Raw genomic sequence first — 20,498 nt, forward strand, 5'->3', positions numbered from 1 at the left:
TGTCGCGGGCGGTGGGAGCCCGCCGGGCACGGCAGGATGGCGGGCATGGCCGAGCCGCACGACCTGACCGCGCTGGAGCAGGCCGCCGCGATTGCCCGCGGCGAGCTGTCCAGTGTGGAGCTGGTCGCGCACCACCTGCGCCGGGTCGACGCGCTCGGCGACACCGTCGGCGCATTCGTCACGGTCACCCCCGAGCGGGCGCTGGCCGCCGCCCGGGCCGCCGACGCCACCCCGGCCGATGGTCGCGGCCCGCTGCACGGCGTGCCGACCGCGATCAAGGACCTGACGCTCACCGCCGGGGTGCGCACCACCTTCGGTTCGGCGGCGTTCGCCGACTTCGTGCCGCCGGTCGACGCCGACGTGGTCCGGCTGATGACCGCCGCCGGGCTGGTCAGCCTGGGCAAGACCACCACCTCCGAGCTGGGCTGCTCGCTCTACTCCGAGGGGCTGGTCGCGCCGCCCGCCCGCAACCCGTGGGACCTGGCGTACACCGCGGACGGTTCCAGCGGCGGCGCGGCCGCCGCGGTCGCCACCGGCCTGGTGCCGGTCGCCCAGGGCTCCGACGGCGGCGGCTCGCTGCGCATCCCCGCATCGCTCTGCGGCCTGGTCGGCTACAAGCCGAGCCGGGGGGTGGTCTCCGGCGGGCCGCTCGGCTCCGGCGCGTTCGGGCTGCCCACCCACGGCCCGATCGGGCGTACGGTCGCCGACGTCGCCGCGCTGCTCGACGCGATGGCCGTCCCGGTGCCGGGCGAGCCGTACCTGCCGCCACCCGCTCCGGACGGCGGCTACCTGGCCGCCGCCCGGCGGGCCGACCCCGGGCGGCTGCGGATCGGTCGGTTCACCGCGCCGATGCTCGCCGACGAGCCGGTCCACCCCGACTGCGTGGCCGCCGTGGACCGGGCCGCCGCGCTGCTCACCGCCGCCGGTCACGAGGTGGTCGAGGTCGACCCGCCGCTCGGCCCGGCGGCGTGGCCGCTATTCGAGACCATCTGGTACGTCCTCGCGCTCGCCCCGATGCCGGCCGAGCGGGAGACCCGACTGCTGCCGCTGACCCGGCTGCTGCGGGACCGGGGCGCGGCCGTCTCGGCCGGCGCCCTGCTGACCACGCTCGGCGAGCTGCAGGCCCAGGTACGCCTCGGCGCCCGCCGCACGGCCCACTGCGACCTGCTGCTGTGCCCCACCCTCGCCGCCCCGCAGGCGCCGGTCGGCTGGTTCACCGCCGACGGCGACCCGGCGGCCGACTTCGACCGGCAGCGGCGGTTCTCGCCGTACTGCGCCATCTTCAACGTCACGGGAGAGCCGTCCGTCTCGTTACCGGTCGGGCGGACCGCGACGGACCTGCCCGTCGGGGTGCTGCTGACCGGTCGGTACGGCGCGGACGCCCGGCTGCTGGCCACGGCGGCGCAGCTGGAAGACTGCGGTGACGGGTGGGATCGGCACCCCGCGATCTGGCGGGGCGTCGACTCCGCTAACGTGAATGGTAGTGGGGGCGGGGGGTCGACGTCATGATCCGTCCACCCGCACCGGATGCTCTGATCTCTCTTTCCGCCTGGGGGCGTTGGGATTGTCTGTCACCGAGACTGTGCTGATCTACGTCGGCATCCCGGCGGCCGTGCTGCTGGTGATCACCGGTCTGGTGTTCGCCGGCAACCGCGGCAGCGGCGGCGGCGCGAAGCGCTACCGGCCGGGCCGGTCCTTCGACTTCACTCCGGTCTGGTTCCTGGGCCGCCCGGAGCAGCTGGCCGACTCGGCCGGCACCGCCCTGGCCGCGGGCGCGCAGGCGCCGGCGCTGACCAGCCACAAGCTCGAGCAGGCCGGCATCGAGGCGCCGGCCGGTGGAACCGGAGGCGCAAGTGACCGTTGGTGAGAAGCGGGCCGAGGCCGGGACGGGCACCCCGCCCGACGTGCTCGACGGGCCGTTCTCGACCCGTCAGCTGCTGCGCATCGACGAGGCCCTGCGCCTGGCCGACCAGGGCACCGGCCTGGTCTTCTCGGTCTACGTGGGTGGCCTCGACGAGCCGATCCGGGAGCACGCCGAGCGGCTGCACCGCCAGCTCGCCGAGCCCGACAAGTCCGTCCTGATCGCGGTGTCGCCCAACCAGCGCCAGCTGGAGGTGGTCACCGGCCGCTACGCCCGCAAGCGCATCCCGGACACCTACGCCAAGCTGGCCGCGCTCAGCATGGTGGCGTCCTTCGGCGGCGGCGACCTGGCCGGCGGCATCATCCAGGGCCTCGACCAGCTCGCCAGCCACGCCGGCAAGGGCTGACCCTTTCCCGTACGACGAAGCCCGGCCCGCGGATCCGCGGGCCGGGCTTTCTCGTGCGCTGCGGTCAGCGGGGCCAGGCGCTCGGATCGAGGCGCATCGGCCACGGCTCGTCGAGCTGCACCGGGTCGTCCGGCCCCACCGTGCCGACCAGGTTGTAGTGGACGCCCTTGGTGAGGGTGTAGCGGTAGACCACCGGACCGAAGTCGCCCTGCTCGACCCGCCAGTAGTGCGGGATACCCGCCTCGGCGTAGAGCGGTGGCTTGGTCAGCCTGTCGTGCCGGCGACTGTTCGGCGACTCCACTTCCACGACGAGGGCGACGTTGGCGGGTTCGGCCCACATCTGCCTTCGAGGGGTGCCAGGCCTCAGTACGGTCACGTCAGGAATCAGGTTGCAGCTCGGAACGCGTACCCCTGTCTCGCGGATCACCCGCCAACCGTCCGGTGCGTGCTGGCGAAGCGCCATCCGGATGTCATCCGCCAGCTCGTGGTGCTCCGGCCCGGCGGGTGGGGTCACGTGCAGGCTCCCGTCGATGATCTCGTAGCGGTTTCCGTCCTCCGGCAGGTCGAGCAGATCCTGCTCACGCCACGGCCGCGCCGGTGGCGGCCAGTCAAACGCCGGTTGTGCCATCACGTCCACCTCCTGCGCCCACGATAACGGCCCGGGGCCGGCGCGGGCTCCCACCCACGCCGGCCCCGGGCCGGGTACCGCGCCGCTCAGGCGCTCTGCGCGTCCCGCTCGCGGGCCTTCAAGGCCCGCACCACGCCGTCGCGGCCCTCGGCCACCAGCCGGCGCAGCGACGCCGGCTGCCCGCCACCGGCCAGCCACGCGTCGGTCGCCGCCACGGTCTCCTGCTCGACCAGGTACGCCGGGTACGCCAGCTGGACGAACTCCTGCGCCGGCTCGCTGTCGCGCTGCGCCCAGACCTGGGACACCGTGCCGAAGTACTGCTCCCGGTACGGCGCGGTGAGCTCCACCTGCGCCGGGTGGGTGAGGCCCTGCAGCAGCGCCCGGTTGCGCCAGTTCGGCAGCGCCTGCGGGCCGGTCAGCTCGGCCCAGACGGCGGCCTTGTTCTCCGCGGTGGGCACCAGCGCGCGCGCGTACGCTGCTTCCCGCTCGCCGCTGGCGGTGCGGTCGCCGGCCAGCTCCGCCTCGACCTCGGCGGCGCCGGCCGCCCCGTTCGCGACCAGCGACTGCAGGATCGCCCAGCGCAGCTCGGTGTCGACGGTCAGCCCGGTCGGCACGTCGGCGCCGTCCAGCCAGCCGCGCAGCGTCGCCAGGTCCTCGTCCGAGCGCGCCGCGGAGCTGAACGCCCGTGCCCAGGCGAGCTGGAAACCGCTGCCCGGCTCGGCCGCCGCCAGCGCGTCCCTGGCGGTACGGGCCAACTCGGCCCAGCCGGTCGGCGCCCAGGACGGGTCGACGTAGAAGGTGAGCGCGGTGGTGGCCTGTCGGAGGGTGGCGGTGACCAGGTTGATGTCGGTCTCGGCGGGCAGCCCGGCGAGCACCAGCGCCACGTAGTCACGGGCCGGCAGCTCGGCATCCCGGGTCATGTCCCAGGCGGCGGTCCAGCACAGCGCCCGGGCCAGCGACGAGTCGAAGCCGGCGATGTGCTGCACCACGGTGGCCATCGACCGCTCGTCCAGGCGGAGCTTGGTGTACGTCAGGTCGTCGTCGTTGAGCAGCAGCACGTCGGCGGCGCGCTTGCCGTGCAGCGCGGACAGCTCGGTCAGCTCGCCGGCCACGTCCACCTCGATCCGCTCGCGCCGGGTCAGCCGGCCGTCGGCGAGGTCGTACAGGCCCCCGCCGATCCGGTGGGTGCGCAGCGTCGGGTGGCCGCTCGGCGCCTCCTGCCGGACCAGCACCCGCTGGTACGCGCCGTCGTCGCCGATGGTCACCTCGGGGCGCAGCGTGTTGACCTGCGCGGTCTCCAGCCACTGGGCGGCGAACTTGCGCAGCTCCCGCCCGGAGGCCGCCTCCAGCTCGGAGAGCAGGTCGTCGAAGGTGGCGTTGCCCCACGCGTGCTTGCCGAAGTACGCCCGCAGCCCGGCCAGGAACGGCTCCTCGCCGACGTACGCCACCAGCTGCTTGAGCACGCTGGCGCCCTTGGCGTACGTGATGCCGTCGAAGTTGACCTCGACCGCCTCCAGGTCCGGCATCTCGCAGTAGACCGGGTGGGTGGAGGAGAGCTGGTCCTGCCGGTAGCCCCAGTTCTTCCGGATCGACAGGAAGGTCGTCCAGGCCTCGGAGAACCGGGTGGCGTGGGTGTTGCACCAGTGGCTGGCCCACTCGGCGAACGACTCGTTCAGCCACAGGTCGTTCCACCAGCGCATGGTGACCAGGTCACCGAACCACATGTGGGCCAGCTCGTGCAGGATCGTGTTGGCCCGCTGCTCGTACTCGAAGTCGGTGACCTGCGAGCGGAAGATGTAGTGCGACTCGGCGTGCGTGACGCAGCCGAAGTTCTCCATCGCGCCGGCGTTGAAGTCCGGCACCCAGAGCTGGTCGTACTTGGGCAGCGGGTAGCGGACGCCGAACTGCTCGTGGAAGAAGTCGAAGCCCTGCTTGGTGACCAGGTTGAGATCCTCGGCGTCGAGATGGGCGGCCATGCTCGCGCGGCAGAAGTATCCGAGGTCGATGCCGTCGTGCTCGTACCGCACCTCGTGGTACGGCCCGGCGCAGAGCGCGGTGATGTAGGTGCTCATCCGCTCCGAGCGGACGAAGTGGATGGTCTTGCGGTCCTCGCCGGAAGGCTCCTCGCGCTGCACCGGCATGTTGGACACCACCCGCCAGTGCGCGGGGACGGTGGCGTGCCAGGTGTAGACGCTCTTCAGGTCGGGCTGGTCGAAGCAGGCGAAGACCCGCTGCGCGTCGGCCGTCTCGAACTGGCTGTAGAGGTACGTCTCCCCGTCGACCGGGTCCACCGTGCGGTGCAGCCCCTGCCCGCTGTTGGAGTAGCCGAAGTCGGCGTCCACCACCAGGGTGTTCTCCGCGGCGAGGCCGGTCAGGGTGAGGCCCTTCTCGGCCGACCAGTCGGCCAGGTCGACCTCGGCGCCGTTGAGCGTCGCCGAGCGCACCGACTCGGCGGCGGCCTCGATGAAGGTGGTGGCGCCCGGCTCGGAGCAGCGGAACCGGACCTCGGTCACCGACCGGAACGTGCGGCCCTCGGCCTGCACCGCGGTGGACAGGTCAAGGCTGATGTCGTACCCGGTGACCTCGAGCAGGCGCGCCCGCTCGGTGGCCTCGACCTGGGTCAGGTTGCGCACTCCCGGCACTGTTCGTCTCCATCCCACTCTCGCCGCCTGGCGGCGGCTGCGGCCCCGCCGGCCGCTCGTGGCGGTCGACCGAACCGAGTCTTCCATGCACCACGACACCGCGGTGGCCGACGTCACGCTCTCATTCCGCTGCCGGTCGATGCCGTTCGGGGTGAGGATCGCAGGTAGTCGCGCCGGGTCACCGGCGCGCACCCGTCGCGAAGGGATCCCACTGTGAGCGAGCGTGTCACCGTCGACATGTGGTTCGACCCGTTGTGCCCGTGGGCCTGGATCACCTCCCGCTGGCTGCTGGAGGTGGAGCGGGTCCGCGAACTGGACATCGCCTTCCACGTGATGAGCCTGTCGGTGCTCAACGAGGGCCGGGACCTGCCCGAGGAGTACCAGGACATGATGAAGAAGGGCTGGGGCCCGGTGCGGGTGTGCATCGCCGTCGAGCAGGCGCACGGCGCCGAGACGCTGGCGAAGCTCTACACCGCCATGGGCACCCGGATCCACCTCGGCAAGGAGCCGCTGGGCCGGGAGATGATCACCGCCGCCCTCGCCGACGTCGGGCTGGACGCGTCGCTCGCCGACGCCGCCGAGTCCACCGCGTACGACGAGGCGCTGCGGGCCAGCCACGAGGCGGGCATGCGCCCGGTCGGCACCGACGTGGGCACCCCGGTGATCCACGCCCCGGGCCCGGACGGCGGCAAGGTCGCCTTCTTCGGCCCGGTCATCACGCCGGCCCCCAAGGGCGAGGCCGCCGGCAAGCTCTGGGACGGCGTCCTGCTGGTCGCCGGCACCCCGGGCTTCTACGAGCTGAAGCGCAGCCGGGAGCTCGGCCCGATCTTCGACTGAGGCTCCCGCGACGTCGGGCCCGGCGCGAGGCGGGCCCGACGTCGCGTTCCGCCCCGGCGGGGCGTCGCACACCGCGTCCGGTGCGCGTCACCCTCTCGCCCGCGGGGTCGTTTCACCCGGTGTCCAGCGCAGCGGCCGGCAGCGGCCGCACCCGGCTGCCCCGGAGGCTCCCCCGATGGCCAAGCACCGCCGCCCGTCCGCTGACGATCCGTCGACCGGGCCGGCGACCGCCGAACCGCCCGAGTCCACGTACTGGTCGGTGCAGGACTGCCCCTGGCCCGCGGTCAGCCCGTCCCTGCCGGCCGAGATGGTCGAGCTGCTCGCCCCGCCGATCGTGGTCGGCGTGGCCCGGGTCCCGGTGACCTCCCGCGCCACCCCGCCCGCCGGCCGGGTGCCGGCCCGCCGCCCGGCCCCCGGGGCCGGCCCGTCCGGTCGGCACCGGCGACGGGGCCGGGGGCCGAACGAGCGCGGCTGAACGGTTCATCTGATGGACCCGCGCGGGGTCGGCACCGGCCGGGCGCCCGCCGCCGGTAGCGTGCCCGGCATGACGGTCGTGCATCCGATCGCCCGGGCCTGGATCACCACTGGCGGCACCGGCGCGCAGAACTACGACGAGTTCGCCGACGACGCGGAGATCACCGCGATCGTCGAGGCGAACCCGCACAGTGCCCTCGGCATCGAGATGCCGCACCGGGCGCCGGAGAGCGTGGGGAAGTCCTTCCTCGACGCGCTGCCCGACGCGGCGGCGCGGCTGGCCGAGGCGAAGGCCGACGGCAGCTACACCCCGGCCGAGCAGGTCGTGGTGCTCTACCGGATCAGCGCGCCGGGGGAGGAGTCGGCGTACGGGCTGTGGGCGATGGTCGACACCGACCAGATCTCCACCAAGGCCGACGAGCCGGGCCTGGTGATCCGCAACGAGGACGTGTTCATCGCCAAGGTGCGCGAGCGGGTCGCCCTGGCCGAGGCGTTGGGTCACCTGCTCTCGCCCGTGCTGCTGCTGCAGACCGGGCGCGGCGACGAGCTGCACGCCGCGCTCGCGGCGGCGACCGAGTCGGCCGGCGCCCCCGCCGCCACCGACACCGACCAGGCCGGCCGGACGCACGCCATCTGGCTGCTCGGCCCCGGCCCGCGGCAGGACGAGCTGACCACCCTGGCCGGCGGCGGTGAGCTGGTGGTCGCGGACGGCAACCACCGCAGCCTGGCGGCCCAGACCGGCGGCCTGCCGCGCTTCCTGTCGGTGGTCACCACGCCGGCGTCGGTGGCCATCCAGCCCTACAACCGGTTGGTCGCCGAGCTGACCACCACCCCGGTCGAGCTGCTCGACCGGCTCCGGGCGGTCGGCGCGAAGATCACCGAGATCGACGGCCCGGTCGAGGTCCCGGCGGCCGGCGGCACCGTGCACCTGCGGCTCCCCGGCGGTGGGTACGCGGTGACGCTGCCGCACGACGAGAGCGCCGGTCGGCTGGAGAACCTCGACCACGCCCTGGTCGAGCGGCTGCTGCTGCGCGACGCGCTCGGCCTCGACCCGGGTGACAAGCGGGTCACCTACGTCGGCGGCGACTACCCGGCGAGCTGGCTCACCGGCGAGGTGGACGCCGGGCGCGCCGAGCTGGCCGTGCTGGTCGCCCCGGTGACCGTGGACGACTTCGTCGCGGTGAACCTGGCCCGGCAGAAGATGCCCCGCAAGAGCACCTGGTTCACCCCCAAGGCCCGCGCCGGCCTGGTGGTGGCCGAGCTGGCCCGCTGACGCTGTGACGAAACCGCCCCGGTACGCCGCCCGCGCGGCGTGCCGGGGCGTGGTTTGACAGACTCCCGGTATGCGCGTCTACCTGGGATCCGACCACGCCGGTTTCGAGCTGAAGGTGCACCTGGCCAACCACCTGGCCAAGCAGGGTTACGAGGTGGTCGACGTCGGCCCGCACGCCTTCGACCCGGACGACGACTACCCGGCCTTCTGCCTGCACACCGGCGACCGGGTGGTGGCCGATCCGGGCAGCCTCGGGGTGGTCATCGGCGGCTCCGGCAACGGCGAGCAGATCGCCGCGAACAAGGTCGCCGGCGTCCGGGCCGCGCTGGCCTGGAACATCGAGACCGCCCAGCTGGGCCGGGAGCACAACGACGCCAACGTGGTGGCGGTCGGCGCCCGGCAGCACACCCTCGACGAGGCCACCGCGCTGGTCGAGGCGTTCCTCGGCACGCCGTTCTCCGGCAACCCTCGGCACGCCCGCCGGATCGCCCAGGTGGCCGAGTACGAGGCCACCCGGCGCCTGCCCGAGCTGCCCTGACGGTCGCCCCGGGGGATCAGCGGCCCGGGCGGGGCAGGTCCTCCCGGGGCACCCAGTTGCGCCGGACGATCAGCAGCCGCGCCTCCGCCTCGGCCAGGTCCTGGTCGGTCGGCCGGGTCGCGTCCCGGGCCCGCAGCGCGGCGCTGACGCCCACCTGGGAGGAGCCGGAGCCGACCAGGCCGCGCAGCCCGCGCTCACCGTCGTCCGCGCCGCGCCGGACCCGGGGGGTCGGCGCCCCGTCGTGCACCTCGGCCGTGGCCGCGTTCGGGCCGTCGCCGTCCCCGCCGCCGTCCGGCTGGTGACGCAGCCGGCGCCGCCGTCGCTCCGCTTCCGCCATCGGTCGACCGTACCGCCCCCGGGCGGCACCGGTCAGAAGATGTCCATCGGCGCCGGGGCCCGGTGCCAGCCGAACGCCGGCCCGGCCGCGGCGAGGGCGCCAGGGCGCAGCTCCCGCACCCGCCCGGCGGCCGCCAGCCCGCCCAGCACCGCGCCGCCCAGGTACAGCTCGCCCAGGCAGCGCACGTCGCAGGCCAGCTCCGCCGGATCATCGGTGCGTACGCAGGTGGCCTCGGTGGGCCCGCCGGTGAGCCGCCACCGACCGGTGTTCTCGGGCAGCAGCGGGTCGGTCACCTCGATCACCACGTCAACGGGTGTGGCGTAGCGGCGGGCGGCCAGCGCGGCCGGCACGTCGACCAGCCGCACCCAGAGCCCGTCGAGGTACGAGGCGCCGAGTCGACGTGGCTCGTCGACCAACCGCAGCAGCGGCTCGTCCAGCGCCGCCCGGGAGAACGACAGCCGCCGGGTCAGGTCGACCGAGAAGAGCGTGCGCCACAGCGCCAGGTACGCCTCGGGTGTGGCCGCCGCCACCTCGGTCACCTGGACCTGCCCGTTCGGGCCGGCGGCGTTCCAGTCGTCCTTCGTGCGCCACAACGCGTACCCGTCGACGCCGTCCGGGCCGTCGTGCAGCAGCACCCGCAGCGGGGTGGCGCCCTCCCGGTAGGCGGGCGGGTCGGCCAGCAGGTACCGCCACCAGCGCTCGTCCCGGCTCGACCAGCCGGGGCGGTCCGGGCGCAGCCGGTCGTACACCCGGGCCAGGTCGGGTTGCGCGGCGCCCGGGTCGGCCAGGCGCAGCGCGGCCGGCGCGGCGGTCGGCTCGGGCAGCCGCAGCTCGGTGGTGGCCGGGCAGTCGATGCTCAGCCGCGGCGCGGCCAGCCCGTAGCCGAACCGGGGATAGATCCGGCCCTCGCTGGCCCAGAGCACCGAGACCGGCTCCCGGCCGGCGTCGCGGATCTCCCGCAGCTGCCGGCGCATCAACGCGGTGAGCAGCCCGCGACGGCGGTGGGTGACGGCGACGGAGACCATCGTCACGTGCGCGGCGGGAACCATGGCCCCCGGCACGGTCAGCATCCGGGTGAACGCGGCGGCGTGCGCCACGGCTGCCCCCCGGTCGCGGACCAGCAGGGCCCGTTCCGGCTCGAAGACCCCGCGCTCGGCCTCCCGGGCCTCCGGGTTGGGCGGCTCGTGGAAGGCGTCGCTCATCAGGCGCCAGATGTCGTCGAAGTCGTCGGGACGGGGCACCTCGATCGCGTCGGTCACCGCCCCTGTGTAGCCGAGCGCACGCGGGGCGGCGACCCATTTACCGGCTGGCTACCCTCGGAGGCGGTGGGTCGGCCGACGACCACGCCGGTTCCTGGGGAGGACACGAGATGGCAGACCAGACACAGCCGTGGGCGGAGCGGACCGTCGAGGTGCCGCCGCAGCCGGGTGTCGGGGTGCCGCCGCAGCGGGACGCCTTCCAGCGCGGGGTCGCCTCGGTCGGGCAGCGCCGCAACACGCGCACCGAGCCGTTCCCGGTGATCGACGAGGGGCACGACTGGTCGGAGCCGTCCGCCCCGCGCCGGCCGATGAGCTGGCACGTGGCGCAGCTCAAGCGCGGCGGCGAGTGGAGCGCGGGCGGCGTGCTCTTCGCGTTCGTCTGCTGGGGGATCTGGGCGATCTCCGGTCGGGGCAACCTGGGCGCCCCGCTGCTCACCTTCGTGCTCAGCCTGCTGGTCGCGGTGGGCCTGTTCGCGCTCTCCCGGCTGCTCGGCCGGTTGATCTGGGAGCGGCAGCTGGGTCGGGTGCGGCACGGCGCGCGGGGTGCGCACCTGGTCACGGCCGTTTTCCTGGCCGGGGTGGGGGTCGCCTATCTGCAGCAGACCCAGTGGGTCGTGGACGCCTGGAACTTCGTCACCAACCGCTGACGTGCGCCGCGGTCGGGCCGCCGTGGGCCGCCCGACCGCGGCACGGCGTCGCGGAGTGCCGCGACGCCGGTCGCTTCCCCACCAGGACGGCGGGGCATACCCGGCCCGGGGCGTTTCATCCACCCGCCCGGCCTTCCCACGGCCCGGCGGCCGTCCGGGCCTGGCGCGTCTGATCGCGGGTGCCCGGACGGCGTTGAGGCCCGGCGGTGACCTCCGCCGGGCCCCGGCGCGCGTCAGCGGGCGGTCTGCTCGGCCGCCGCGTAGTCGCGGGCCACCCGGACCAGCTCGACCAGGCCGCCGGCGTACTCCTGCGACTCGCCGTGCGCCTCGGCGAAGGGCGGCTGGAAGCCGACCCCCTCCCACTGGCCGGTGGCCGCGTTCCACCGGTCGTTGCCCACCTCGAAGTCCCAGGCGAAGATGCCCAGCTCGTAGTAGAGCTGGTCGGCGGAGTTACCGGCGGCGGAGTAGAGCACGTCGGCCACCGGCCCGGTCTGCGACGGCCAGGTGACCGTGCCCCGCTCGGTCGCGATGGCCCCGACGATCCGCCGCGCGCTGGCCAGGAAGAGCGACGCCTCCTCGGTGGACGGCCGGGGCAGGGTGATCCGCCCGTCCGCCTTGTACGCCCCGGGCGGCCACATGAAGTAGCCCCCGTACGAGTGCACGTTCATCGCGAAGCGGATGTTCGGATGCGCCTTGGCCAGGGCGACCACGTTGCGGCTCTCCGGCTCGGACAGCTCGCCCGTGCCGGCGTAGTTCCCGGACAGGCAGTTGGCGTTGGCCCCCACGTACCCGTCGAAGAACGATCCGACGGTGTAGTTGCGGTTGACGTCGACGCCCCAGTTGTTGCGGTACTTCGGGTCGCGGGCCGTGCCGGTGCAGTGGTTGACCAGGTTCTTGCGCTGGAAGTTGGCGTCGTTGAACGAGTAGTTCGCGCCGTCCGGGTTGACGGTCGGGATGACGAACACGTCGACCTGCTCCAGCAGGTCCCGGGTGGCCGGGTCGGTCCGGGCGTTGGCCAGCATCCGCTCCGCGAACTCCAGCGTGACCAGCGGCGTCGCCCACTCCCGGGCGTGCTCCTGCGAGTACGCCAGCACCCCGACCCGGGAGCCGTCGCGGTGCGCGCCGATCCGCAGCGCCTGCACCGTCCACGGGCCGGTCGGCACCTCGGAGCCGGCCAGCCCGTCGTCCAGCCGGGCCGGGCCGGCCACCGGCATCGGCAGCCCGGTCGACCCGTCCTCGACGGTGGCCCGGTACCGGTCGCCCAGCCGGGCGTTGATCGCGGCGGCCACCTCGTCGGTGCTGCTCACCGTCTTGCCCGCGACGTCGGTGGCGAGCGAGACGGTGATCACCCGGTCGCGCAGCCGCACGGTCAGCGGGCGGTTCGGCGCGCCCGGGTCGACGGTCCGCACCTGCACCCCGTTGGCGCCCTGGGCGCCGAAGCGCACCGACTCGACGACCACCGCCGCCACCGCCGGGTCGCCCAGGTAGGCCGCGGCGGTACGCCGGTACCCCTGGGTCTTGTTCGGCAGGTCGATGACGTCGACCAGGTCGTCGTACTGGCGGGCCAGCCGCTTGATCCGGGCCCGGATGTCGACCGGCGTCAGGTACGCGTCGATGAAGTCCTTCTGGTAGCCGGCCGGCAGCGGCGGCGGGGTGGCGTTCGGCCAGAGCGCCGGGGTGACCGCCCGGCTGGTGCCGCCGAGGCTGGAGGTGGCGGTGATCTGCGTCGGCCGGCCGGGCAGCGGCTGCGGCAGGGCGTAGTGGTACTGGTACTCGCCCGAGTCCTCGAACCGCACCAGCGGGTACGACCCGGTGGCGCCGTCGGCGGTCCGCCAGACGACGGTGAGCTGCACGTCCGGGTCGTCGGTGGCGGTGGTGGCCACCTGGGTCTGCAGGAAGGTCCGGCCGCCGGTGGTCCACCAGTACGCCTGCTGCACGTACAGGGTGTCCACCGCGGCGGCGGCGTGGGTGCCGGGCCGGGCGCGCAGCCCGACGGCGGCGCGGGCTCGCGCCGCCTGCCTGCTCTCGGCCAGTCGCCGGCTGCCGTCACCCGCCCGCTGCACCAGCTGGACGGCGGCGGCGCCGCGGGCAGTCAGGTCGGCCAGCTGCCGTCCGGTGAGCACCAGGTCGGCGACCGGTCGGCCGTCCTGCGTCCGGGGTCGGGCGGCCAGGTCGGCACCGGCGGCGACGAGCCGGTCGAGTTGGGCCCGGTCGGCGAGCCGGACCCGGACCAGGGCGGTCTCCGTCGGTGCCAGCGTGACGGCGGGGGTGGCCGGGGCGGCGGCGCCGGGACCCGGGTGGGACAGGGCGGCGGTGATCAGGATGGTGGTGGCGGCGAACGCCGTCCACCGTCGTCGGACAGACACATGCCCTCCTGGCGGACGTCGATGTCACTGGCCATCCACCCCAGTCGAGCCATCGATCTCTGTCAAGGGCGTTATCGGTCAGGCGGGCATTCGACGCGCCGGAGCGGGGTCAGCCGTCGCCGGCGAACCGGTACAGCACGAAGCCGTGTTCCACCCCGCAGACGATCACCTCGGTGTTCCACGAGCAGGACTCGCTGCGGATGCCGGGCAGCACGCCCAGCTCCACCAGGTCGTCGGCGACCGGCACGCCGGTCACCGGTCGGTCGTCCTCGACCGAGCTCGGCGGCTCGGCGAAGAGCAGCAGGTTGCCGCCGTCCAGCCGGGTGCCGGTGCCCTTGCGGTCCCGCAGCACCACGCCACCGTCGGCGTCGAAGAGGGTCACGGTGTCCGGGTACTCGCGGCGGGCGAGCAGGTGCGTCCCGACCGGGACCAGCGTGGTCGCCCCCGGCGCCGCCCAGCGGCCGACCTTCCCGCCCTCGACGGCGGCCACCACCTCGGTGCGCTGCGCGTCGCCGTCCGGCACGTCCAGCAGGCACGCCCGGTGCTCGCCGCAGCCGATCAGTCCGAGCGGCCGGTGCCCCTGGTCGGCGGTGTGCAGCACCTTCGGCGCGGCGGCGAGCGCGGTCAGGTCGTACCCGAGCAGCTTGTAGCCCTGGTCCTGGTCGGCGACGTAGAGCCGGTCCCCGTACGCCGCCACCGGGTCGTCGACGTCCGCGACGTTCCCCCGCTCGGCGAGCACCTGGCCGGTGTCCATGTCGAGCAGCCGCACCGAGCGGTCGGCGCCCACCTGCACCAGCCGGTCCGCCTCGTCGCGCCAGGGCGCCGCGGACCCGCCGTCCAGGAACGCCGGCGCGCCGGACGCCGCGTCGTCGCCGACCCGCAGGACGGTGCTGCGGGTGTCGTCGTACTCGGTGCGTGGGTTGGGGCGGGTCCAGACCGGCCGGCCGTCGGTCAGTCGCAGCCCGACCAGCCGGCCGCCGGCCCGGTCCAGCCAGACCGCTGTGTCGGGGGTGTAGTACAGCTGGTCGTCGCCGTGCACCGGCTGCCGCCAGCGCTCCCGGCCGCTGCCCGCCTCCAGCACCACCAGGTCGCGCGGGGTGCTGTCGCCCGCGGCGTCCGCGAGCACCGCGACCGCCTTCGGCAGCGCCCGCACCCCGGCCCACCGCTGTGTCCCGGCGGCGACCGTGCCGCGCCACCGCTCGGCGCCGCTGCCGCTGTCGACCGCCAGCACCTCCAGCCGACCGTCGCCCAGCTGCCGGGCCAGGTAGGCGCGATCCTCCAGCGTGGCGGTGAACGCCGCGTCCGCCCGCTCGGCGTCCGCCAGCGGGCGGGCCACCTCGGTGACCGGGTGGAAGTCGAGCGGGGGATAGGGGTCGCGGGTCAACCACAACGCCACCGCACCGAGCACCCCGACCAGCGCGAGGCCGACCCCCGCCAGGATCCATGGCGTACGCCGGGCCCGGCCCGCCGGCCGCGGCCCGGGTCCGCTCCCCGGCGCCGACCCGGGTGCGGGCGGAGCCGGGGGTACGCCCGGCCACCCCGTCGCCGGCCCCGGTCCGGCCGGCCCGGTGGGCGCACCGGAGATCGGCGGGGCGAAGGGCGGCGCGGCGAGGGTGCCGGCGAGCGGCGCGCCCTCCGGCCGGGTGTCGCCGGCCCGGGCGTACGCCGGGGTGGGGGCGCTGCCCGCGGTCGGGCCGGCCACCTCCGGGCCGACCCTCGGGGCGGGCGCTTCGGGGGCGACCCTGGCGGCGGGCGTCGCGGCGGGTGCGGCGGCGGCCACGGGTGCGGCGGCGGCCACGGGTACGGCCGGGCGACGGGCCTGGCGGGGCAGCGGCAGGTCGGTCAGCGCGCCCTCCGCCACCGGCAGCTCCGGCTGCTCCAGCACGGTCGGCGCCACCCCCAGCTCGGCGTGCAACATCCGGGCCACCAGTGGGATCCGGCTCGACCCGCCGACCAGGAACAACCCGGCGAGCTGCGCCGGGACGATCCCGGCCGCCTCGACCACCGCCCGCGTCTCGGCAATCGCCCGGCCCAGCAGGGGAGTGGCGAGCCGTTCCAGGTCGTCGCGGGTCAGCCCGGCCGCCGCCTCGACCCCGGGCACCGCCACGGGCGCGCCGGTCGCCCGGGACAGCATCTCCTTCGCCCCGCGTACGTTGTCCCAGAGCTGCTGCCGGTCCCGCCACCCGCCGGTGTTCTCCGGGTGGGTCAGCCGCGCCCACTCCCGCGGGTGCGCCGCGCCGACCAGCTCGCCCAGCCGGCCGACCAGGGCCGCGTCCAGGTCCAGCCCGCCGAGGTCGGCCATCCCGCCGGCGGAGATCACGGTGAAGCCGGAGTCGCCCCACGGGTCGGCGCCCTCGTTGCGGACCACCGCCACGTCCAGGGTCCCGCCGCCGAAGTCGAAGACCGCGACCGCGCCGCCCACCGGCACCGGCCGGCGCAGCACCTCGGTGAAGTACCGGGCCGCGGCCACCGGCTCGCGCAGCAGCCGGGTGCCCGACGGCACCGGCCCGGACATGGTGTGCTCGGCCGCCGACGGCCAGCCGGCCAGGGCGAGTGCGTCGGCCAGCACCTGGCGGCGGGGCGCCTCCCAGGTCGCCGGGTAGGTGACCACCGCCGGGGGCAGGAAGCCCGCCGCGGCCACCGCCGCCTCGGCCACCGTCCACAGGGTCGCGGCGAGCAGCTCCGCAGGTCGGTACGCCCGTCCGCCCAGCGACACGGTCGGCTCGTCCACCCGGCGCTTCGGGTTCGGCTCGTACCGGGTCGGGTCCGCCTGGGCGAGGCGCTGCGCGTCCCGTCCGACGTGGAGTCGGCCGTCGGCGTCCGCGTACACGCCCGACGGCAGGATCGGCTGCCCGTCGAACAGCAACGGTCGGGTACCCCCGTCCGGCCGGCGCAGCACCGCCACCGTGTTGGAGGTTCCGAGGTCCACGCCGAGGGCGAACCCGTCCTGCTGGCCTGCCATCCGCCGATTCCTCCGCCGGGATTGGTGGTCGTCCGGCCCCGCATCGTACGCAGCACCCGCCGCCCCACGGATCGACGGTCGGTGACCGTCCTGAACGAACGGGCCCGCGGCGGGACGTCGGGCGGCCGGCAGGAGAGCGACCCGGCCGACGTCGCGTTCACCGCCGTCGGGCCGACGGCGGCCGGAGGGCCGACCGCGCTCCGGCGCGCCGGAGATCAGGCGTCCGGCTGCGGATCCGGTGGTGGCGTCGCCAGCAGTCGCCTGATCGCGGCCAGGTCGCCGCTGACGACGGCCTCACCGGCGGCGAGCGCGGCGGGCAGCGAGGCCGGGTCGGCCAGTAGCGCGTTCAGGGTGACCGGGTCGGTACGCAGGCCGGCGTCCGGGCGGGCGGGCTCGCCCGGGTCGAGGTGGACCTGACCGTCCCGGACGTCCACCGTCCACACCTGGTCGTCGAGGTCGATCCGGTAGGTAGTCGCCGTCGTCCGTGGGTCGGGGCGGCACGATCCGCACAGGAACAGCAGCACCGATACGGCGCTGAGGTGCGCGGGCGCCGGGGGGAGCGGCACGCGCAGGCCCCAGCCGCCGAGAGCGGCGAGGACGGGTTCGAGGTCCCGGCCCGAGTCGGTGAGTTCGTACACCGCCGAGGCGGCGGGAGGCGGAAGCCGGCGCCGGCGCACCACGTCCCGGCCCTCCAGTTCGCGCAGGCGGTCGGTGAGCATGTTGGGGCTGGCTCCCGGCAGCGCGCGGCGCAGGTCGGCGAAGCGCCGTGGCCCGAGCAGCAGTTCCCGGACGACGAGCAGCGCCCAGCGCTCGCCCACGACATCGAGCGCACGGGCGATGCCGCAGGCGTCGCCGTAGGTACGGCTGGTCGGCATGCTTGCCCTCCCGGTCCAGATGGTTGTTAAATGATACCGACTGGTTGTTCTTATCAACTAACTGCGTCCTCCGTCGCGTCGCGGCGGGGCGCAGGAGGAGGTCCGCATGGGCGACCCCGTCGTGCACTTCGAGATCATCGGGTCCGATCCGGAGCGGCTGCGGGGCTACTACGGCGCCCTGTTCGGATGGGAGTTCGACGTCGGCGGCCCGGTCGCCGAATCGGTCTCCGCGCAGGGGGAGTACGGGCACACCCGCTCCGCCGGAGAGGACGGCGGCCCCGGGCTCGTGGGCGGCGTGGGCGGCGGCGCCGGTCACCGGCCGCACGTGCTCTTCTACGTCGGCGTTCCCGATGTGGGCGCCGCGCTCCGCCGGGCCGAGGAGCTGGGCGGCAGCCCGGTGACGGGCCCGGAGCGGGTGGCGGGACGGGACCTCGTGGTCGCCCGGTTCACCGACCCCGAGGGGAACCTGGTCGGCCTGGCCGGGCAGCGGTGACGGTTGCCGCGCTGCGGGGAGCGGGCCCGCTTCCGGTGCTCGCGACCCGCCGTCGACGCGGCGCGTAGGGTCCGGGGCATGCCGACCGACGGGACCGCCATGGACCGCACGTCCGATGTGGAGGAGCTTTCCGCGCACTTCGCCCGGTCGCCCACCGTCTTCACCACATCGCCGCTGTACCAGGCGCTGTGCCCGGTCGTCGCGGCCGATCGACCGACTCTCGAGCTGCTGCGCGCGCGACGCGCCGGGCAGCAGGCGTCCTACCTGCTCTTCGGCGCGGTCCACCACCTCCTGCTGGACGGGGCCGACCACGACCTGCGCCACTTCTACCCCTCGGTCGTCGGCCCCGGCGCCGCCGATCCGGCGCTCGCGGGACCGGTGTTCGTGAGCTTCTGCCGGACGTTCGGCCGGGACGTCGAGCACCTCGTCCGGACCCGGCTCGTGCAGTCGAACGTGGTGCGCCGGGCCGCCGGTCTCCGCTTCGCGCTGGCGGCGCTCCCGGTCGCCGGTCCGGTGCACCTGGTCGAGGTGGGCGCGAGCGCGGGCATCCACCTGCACGTGGACCGCTACCGCTACCTCGTCGGCGGGCACTCCTTCGGCAACCATGACTCTCCGGTCACCGTCGAGAGCCAGTGGCGGGGCGCCGGGGAGCCGCCGGACCTGGACGACATCCCGCCGATCGCCAGCCGGACCGGCGTGGACCTCGACCCGGTCGACGTCACCGCCGAGCCGAACCGGCGCTGGCTGCGGGCGCTCGTCTGGCCCGAGGACCACGCGGGAGCGGGGCTGCTGGAGGCCGCCCTGGCCCACGTGGCGGCGGACCCGCCGGAGATCATCGCCGGCGACGCGATCGACGTCTGCCCGCCGCTGGGCGGGCGCCTGCCGGCCGGCGAGCCGCGGGTGGTGTTCCACGCCGCCACCCGGATGCACGTGCCGTCCCAGCGGCGTGCCGCGTTCGACGCGGCGATCGACTCGATCGGCGAGGGCGGACCGCTCTACCACGTCTGGCAGGAGCCGCCGTCGGCGCCGCACCACGGCCAGCGGGCGGACGACCGCGGGGTGATCGCGTACCACGGGCCGGACGACCGCGAGCCGACCTCCCTGGTACGGGTCGACGGGCACCTGAACTGGCTGGCGCCACTGGACGGGGCGCGGGGATAGCAGAGGTACCGGCCGGAGCAGGTCCAGCGGGCGCGGCTGATTCGCGCCCTGCGCCAGCTCGAGCTGCCCGTCGAGTCCGTTCGACAGGTGGTCGGGGATCCGTCCGGACCGACCGCCGCGGCCCTGCTACGGAATCACCGCGACCACCTGGCGCAACGCGTCGGGGTGCTGACCGAGCTGGTCCGGGAGGCGGACCGGTACATCGAGGAAGGAGTCGGCGTGCCCGCACTGAAGGGTGTCCGCATCGTGCAGGCGACGATCAACGCCACCGACCGCGCGGAGTTGATCGGGTTCTACCGAAGGGCCTTCGGGGCCACGTTCAACGAGGAGATTGGCTCGTTCGAGTTCGGCACCTGGCCGAACGAGCAGTTCTTCCTCCTGACGATCGCCGACGAGCAGAACCACCCCGGCCCGGCCGGGCCGGGGTGGTTCGGACTGCTCGTCGACGATGTCGAGTCAGCCCACCAGCGGGCGCTCGACGCCGGAGCGAAGGAGGTGTACCCACCGGTGGAGCGACCGTGGAAGCCGCGGTCGTCCTGCCTGATCGACCCGAGCGGCAACTACATCGATCTCTATCAGAGCTGATCTCTGAATCCGCTGAACTGGGCCGCCGTGGCGTGGCTCGCCGCCCTCAGGCGACCGGCCCAGGGGCGGCGTGCCGATGGGGGGTTCCGCGTGCCCACGTGGCCGTGGTTCCGGTCGTTACCGTGCGGCAATGAGTGGCGATGTGTCCCGGGAGGTGGCTCGTGATGTCGAGTAATGCCGAGCAGATGCCCGAGTGGCCGGCCGCCGAGCACGTGCCGGCGGAGGAGTTGGCCCGTCGTCAGGGCGTGCGGCCGGTGGTCTCCATTGACGACCTGGCCCGGCCGGACCTGTTCGAGTCCGACGAAGAGCTGGACGACTTCCTCGCCGACCTGTACTCCTCTCGGCGGGCCAACGCCGCGTGAGCCTGGTCGTCCTGGACACCCCGACGTCGCGTCGGCAATCCTGAGGGGGCGCCGGCACGACCGGCTTCGTGCCCGGCTCACCGGTAAGACCCTGTGCATCACGTTCGTCACGCTCGGCGAGCTGACGAAGTGGACGGCGCTACGGAGCTGGGGCCGCGCAAACTGGCTGACCTCGCGCAGTGGCGATCCGGCGTGGTGCTGCTTCCCTTCGACGAGTCGGTGGCGACGACCTGGGGTCAGCTCCAGGCGCGGGCGCAGCACCGGGGTCGCCCCGGGCCGACGAACGACTCCTGGATCGCGGCCTGCTGCCTGGTCGACCGGATCCCGCTGGCGACGTTCAACGGCAAGGACTATGCCGACTTCGCCGAGTACGACGGTCTACGCCTGTTCGACGTTTCTTGGCTGAGGGGAAGGCCCAGGCGCCGCGATCATGCGGTCCACCTGGGCCTTCGTGGCTGGAGCGGGCGACGGGAATCGAACCCGCGTAGTCAGTTTGGAAGACTGAAGCTCTACCATTGAGCTACGCCCGCGTGCGCCCACCGGGGGCAGGCGCGCCGACAGCTTACCCGGTGCCGTCGCCCCGCCGCGCGGAGGTATCCGCCGGGCGCGGAGGCTGGTGTCCGGTTCGTGCCGTTTCGGCGCGTTGACCGCCGCCCCGGCACCCTGGGCGGGCGCCCAGGGCATACACTGCTGGTCGCCACGGGGTGTGGCGCAGCTTGGTAGCGCACTCGCTTTGGGAGCGAGGGGCCGTGGGTTCAAATCCCGCCACCCCGACAGTCGTCCGCGGCCGGG

At 74.6% G+C, this 20,498-nt stretch carries 19 protein-coding genes, 2 tRNA genes and 1 pseudogene; 14 read left to right on the forward strand and 8 right to left on the reverse strand.

The features are described 5' to 3' along the window. The first annotated feature begins 45 nt into the window (after positions 1-45). From ACFY3U_RS21145 to ACFY3U_RS21155, 3 genes are all read left to right on the forward strand, one after another. Positions 46-1,509 (forward strand): amidase, encoded by a 1,464-nt coding sequence (locus tag ACFY3U_RS21145; RefSeq protein WP_387204155.1) that lies wholly within the window; start codon positions 46-48, stop codon positions 1,507-1,509. 73 nt (positions 1,510-1,582) lie between these two features. Further along, positions 1,583-1,867 carry a hypothetical protein gene (locus ACFY3U_RS21150; protein ID WP_387204272.1) on the forward strand — a complete coding sequence of 95 codons (285 nt, stop codon included), beginning with the start codon at positions 1,583-1,585 and terminating at the stop codon, positions 1,865-1,867. After that, complete coding sequence (locus ACFY3U_RS21155) at positions 1,854-2,267, forward strand: DUF5130 family protein (RefSeq protein WP_387204158.1); 414 nt, start codon at positions 1,854-1,856, stop codon at positions 2,265-2,267. The genes ACFY3U_RS21150 and ACFY3U_RS21155 overlap by 14 nt, the downstream gene beginning before the upstream one ends. Before the next feature lie 64 nt (positions 2,268-2,331). Here ACFY3U_RS21155 and ACFY3U_RS21160 read toward each other — a convergent pair whose 3' ends face one another. Continuing rightward, a complete protein-coding gene (locus ACFY3U_RS21160; RefSeq protein ID WP_387204161.1) occupies positions 2,332-2,895 on the reverse strand; it encodes a Uma2 family endonuclease in 564 nt (187 codons plus the stop codon). 86 nt (positions 2,896-2,981) lie between these two features. Continuing rightward, positions 2,982-5,528 (reverse strand): aminopeptidase N, encoded by a 2,547-nt coding sequence (pepN, locus tag ACFY3U_RS21165; protein WP_387204164.1) that lies wholly within the window; start codon positions 5,526-5,528, stop codon positions 2,982-2,984. Between the two features lie 222 nt (positions 5,529-5,750). On the opposite strand from pepN, the gene ACFY3U_RS21170 reads away from it, so the two are divergent. The 4 genes from ACFY3U_RS21170 to ACFY3U_RS21185 all read left to right on the forward strand — a co-directional run bounded on the left by ACFY3U_RS21170 (position 5,751) and on the right by ACFY3U_RS21185 (position 8,659). After that, positions 5,751-6,374 carry a disulfide bond formation protein DsbA gene (locus tag ACFY3U_RS21170; RefSeq protein ID WP_387204167.1) on the forward strand — a complete coding sequence of 208 codons (624 nt, stop codon included), beginning with the start codon at positions 5,751-5,753 and terminating at the stop codon, positions 6,372-6,374. Between the two features lie 175 nt (positions 6,375-6,549). Beyond that, positions 6,550-6,849 (forward strand): hypothetical protein, encoded by a 300-nt coding sequence (locus tag ACFY3U_RS21175; protein ID WP_387204170.1) that lies wholly within the window; start codon positions 6,550-6,552, stop codon positions 6,847-6,849. Positions 6,850-6,918: 69 nt separating this feature from the next. Further along, positions 6,919-8,121: a DUF1015 family protein gene (locus ACFY3U_RS21180; RefSeq protein WP_387204173.1), complete on the forward strand. Its 1,203-nt coding sequence runs from the start codon at positions 6,919-6,921 to the stop codon at positions 8,119-8,121. A 70-nt stretch (positions 8,122-8,191) separates the two neighbouring features. Beyond that, positions 8,192-8,659 (forward strand): ribose-5-phosphate isomerase, encoded by a 468-nt coding sequence (locus ACFY3U_RS21185; RefSeq protein ID WP_387204175.1) that lies wholly within the window; start codon positions 8,192-8,194, stop codon positions 8,657-8,659. 16 nt (positions 8,660-8,675) lie between these two features. Here ACFY3U_RS21185 and ACFY3U_RS21190 read toward each other — a convergent pair whose 3' ends face one another. After that, positions 8,676-8,996 carry a hypothetical protein gene (locus ACFY3U_RS21190; RefSeq protein ID WP_387204178.1) on the reverse strand — a complete coding sequence of 107 codons (321 nt, stop codon included), beginning with the start codon at positions 8,994-8,996 and terminating at the stop codon, positions 8,676-8,678. A 32-nt stretch (positions 8,997-9,028) separates the two neighbouring features. Continuing rightward, on the reverse strand, positions 9,029-10,255 hold the full coding sequence (locus ACFY3U_RS21195; protein WP_387204181.1) for a GNAT family N-acetyltransferase: 1,227 nt from the start codon (positions 10,253-10,255) through the stop codon (positions 9,029-9,031). Positions 10,256-10,365: 110 nt separating this feature from the next. Here ACFY3U_RS21195 and ACFY3U_RS21200 point away from each other — a divergent pair, with 110 nt between their 5' ends. Next, the gene (locus tag ACFY3U_RS21200) at positions 10,366-10,902 is read left to right on the forward strand and encodes a hypothetical protein (protein WP_387204184.1); all 537 of its coding nucleotides are present in this window, start codon (positions 10,366-10,368) and stop codon (positions 10,900-10,902) included. 233 nt (positions 10,903-11,135) lie between these two features. Here the strand turns inward: ACFY3U_RS21200 and ACFY3U_RS21205 are convergent, their stop codons facing one another. The 3 genes from ACFY3U_RS21205 to ACFY3U_RS21215 form a co-directional block, all read right to left on the reverse strand. Further along, positions 11,136-13,268 (reverse strand): M14 family zinc carboxypeptidase, encoded by a 2,133-nt coding sequence (locus tag ACFY3U_RS21205; protein WP_387204187.1) that lies wholly within the window; start codon positions 13,266-13,268, stop codon positions 11,136-11,138. 109 nt (positions 13,269-13,377) lie between these two features. Next, positions 13,378-16,230, reverse strand: a complete 2,853-nt coding sequence (locus tag ACFY3U_RS21210) for an Hsp70 family protein (RefSeq protein ID WP_387204190.1) — start codon at positions 16,228-16,230, stop codon at positions 13,378-13,380. Between the two features lie 215 nt (positions 16,231-16,445). Next, on the reverse strand, positions 16,446-17,105 hold the full coding sequence (locus ACFY3U_RS21215; RefSeq protein WP_387204193.1) for a winged helix-turn-helix transcriptional regulator: 660 nt from the start codon (positions 17,103-17,105) through the stop codon (positions 16,446-16,448). Between the two features lie 106 nt (positions 17,106-17,211). On the opposite strand from ACFY3U_RS21215, the gene ACFY3U_RS21220 reads away from it, so the two are divergent. From ACFY3U_RS21220 to ACFY3U_RS21240, 5 genes and pseudogenes are all read left to right on the forward strand, one after another. Then, positions 17,212-17,598, forward strand: coding sequence for a VOC family protein (locus tag ACFY3U_RS21220; RefSeq protein WP_387204196.1), 387 nt, complete (start codon positions 17,212-17,214; stop codon positions 17,596-17,598). A gap of 78 nt (positions 17,599-17,676) precedes the next feature. Next, the gene (locus tag ACFY3U_RS21225) at positions 17,677-18,759 is read left to right on the forward strand and encodes a DUF2332 domain-containing protein (RefSeq protein ID WP_387204199.1); all 1,083 of its coding nucleotides are present in this window, start codon (positions 17,677-17,679) and stop codon (positions 18,757-18,759) included. Between the two features lie 87 nt (positions 18,760-18,846). Beyond that, complete coding sequence (locus tag ACFY3U_RS21230) at positions 18,847-19,344, forward strand: VOC family protein (protein ID WP_387204201.1); 498 nt, start codon at positions 18,847-18,849, stop codon at positions 19,342-19,344. A gap of 164 nt (positions 19,345-19,508) precedes the next feature. Beyond that, positions 19,509-19,706: a hypothetical protein gene (locus ACFY3U_RS21235; protein ID WP_387204204.1), complete on the forward strand. Its 198-nt coding sequence runs from the start codon at positions 19,509-19,511 to the stop codon at positions 19,704-19,706. A 195-nt stretch (positions 19,707-19,901) separates the two neighbouring features. Continuing rightward, positions 19,902-20,009 (forward strand): annotated as a pseudogene (locus ACFY3U_RS21240) (type II toxin-antitoxin system VapC family toxin); the annotation flags it as partial. Positions 20,010-20,162: 153 nt separating this feature from the next. Here the strand turns inward: ACFY3U_RS21240 and ACFY3U_RS21245 are convergent. After that, a tRNA-Gly gene (locus tag ACFY3U_RS21245) sits at positions 20,163-20,236 on the reverse strand. A gap of 170 nt (positions 20,237-20,406) precedes the next feature. On the opposite strand from ACFY3U_RS21245, the gene ACFY3U_RS21250 reads away from it, so the two are divergent. Further along, positions 20,407-20,480 (forward strand) — tRNA-Pro (locus ACFY3U_RS21250). The last annotated feature ends 18 nt before the right edge of the window (positions 20,481-20,498 follow it).

It is taken from the genome of Micromonospora sp. NPDC000089 (genome assembly GCF_042899365.1).
Lineage (GTDB): Bacteria > Actinomycetota > Actinomycetes > Mycobacteriales > Micromonosporaceae > Micromonospora.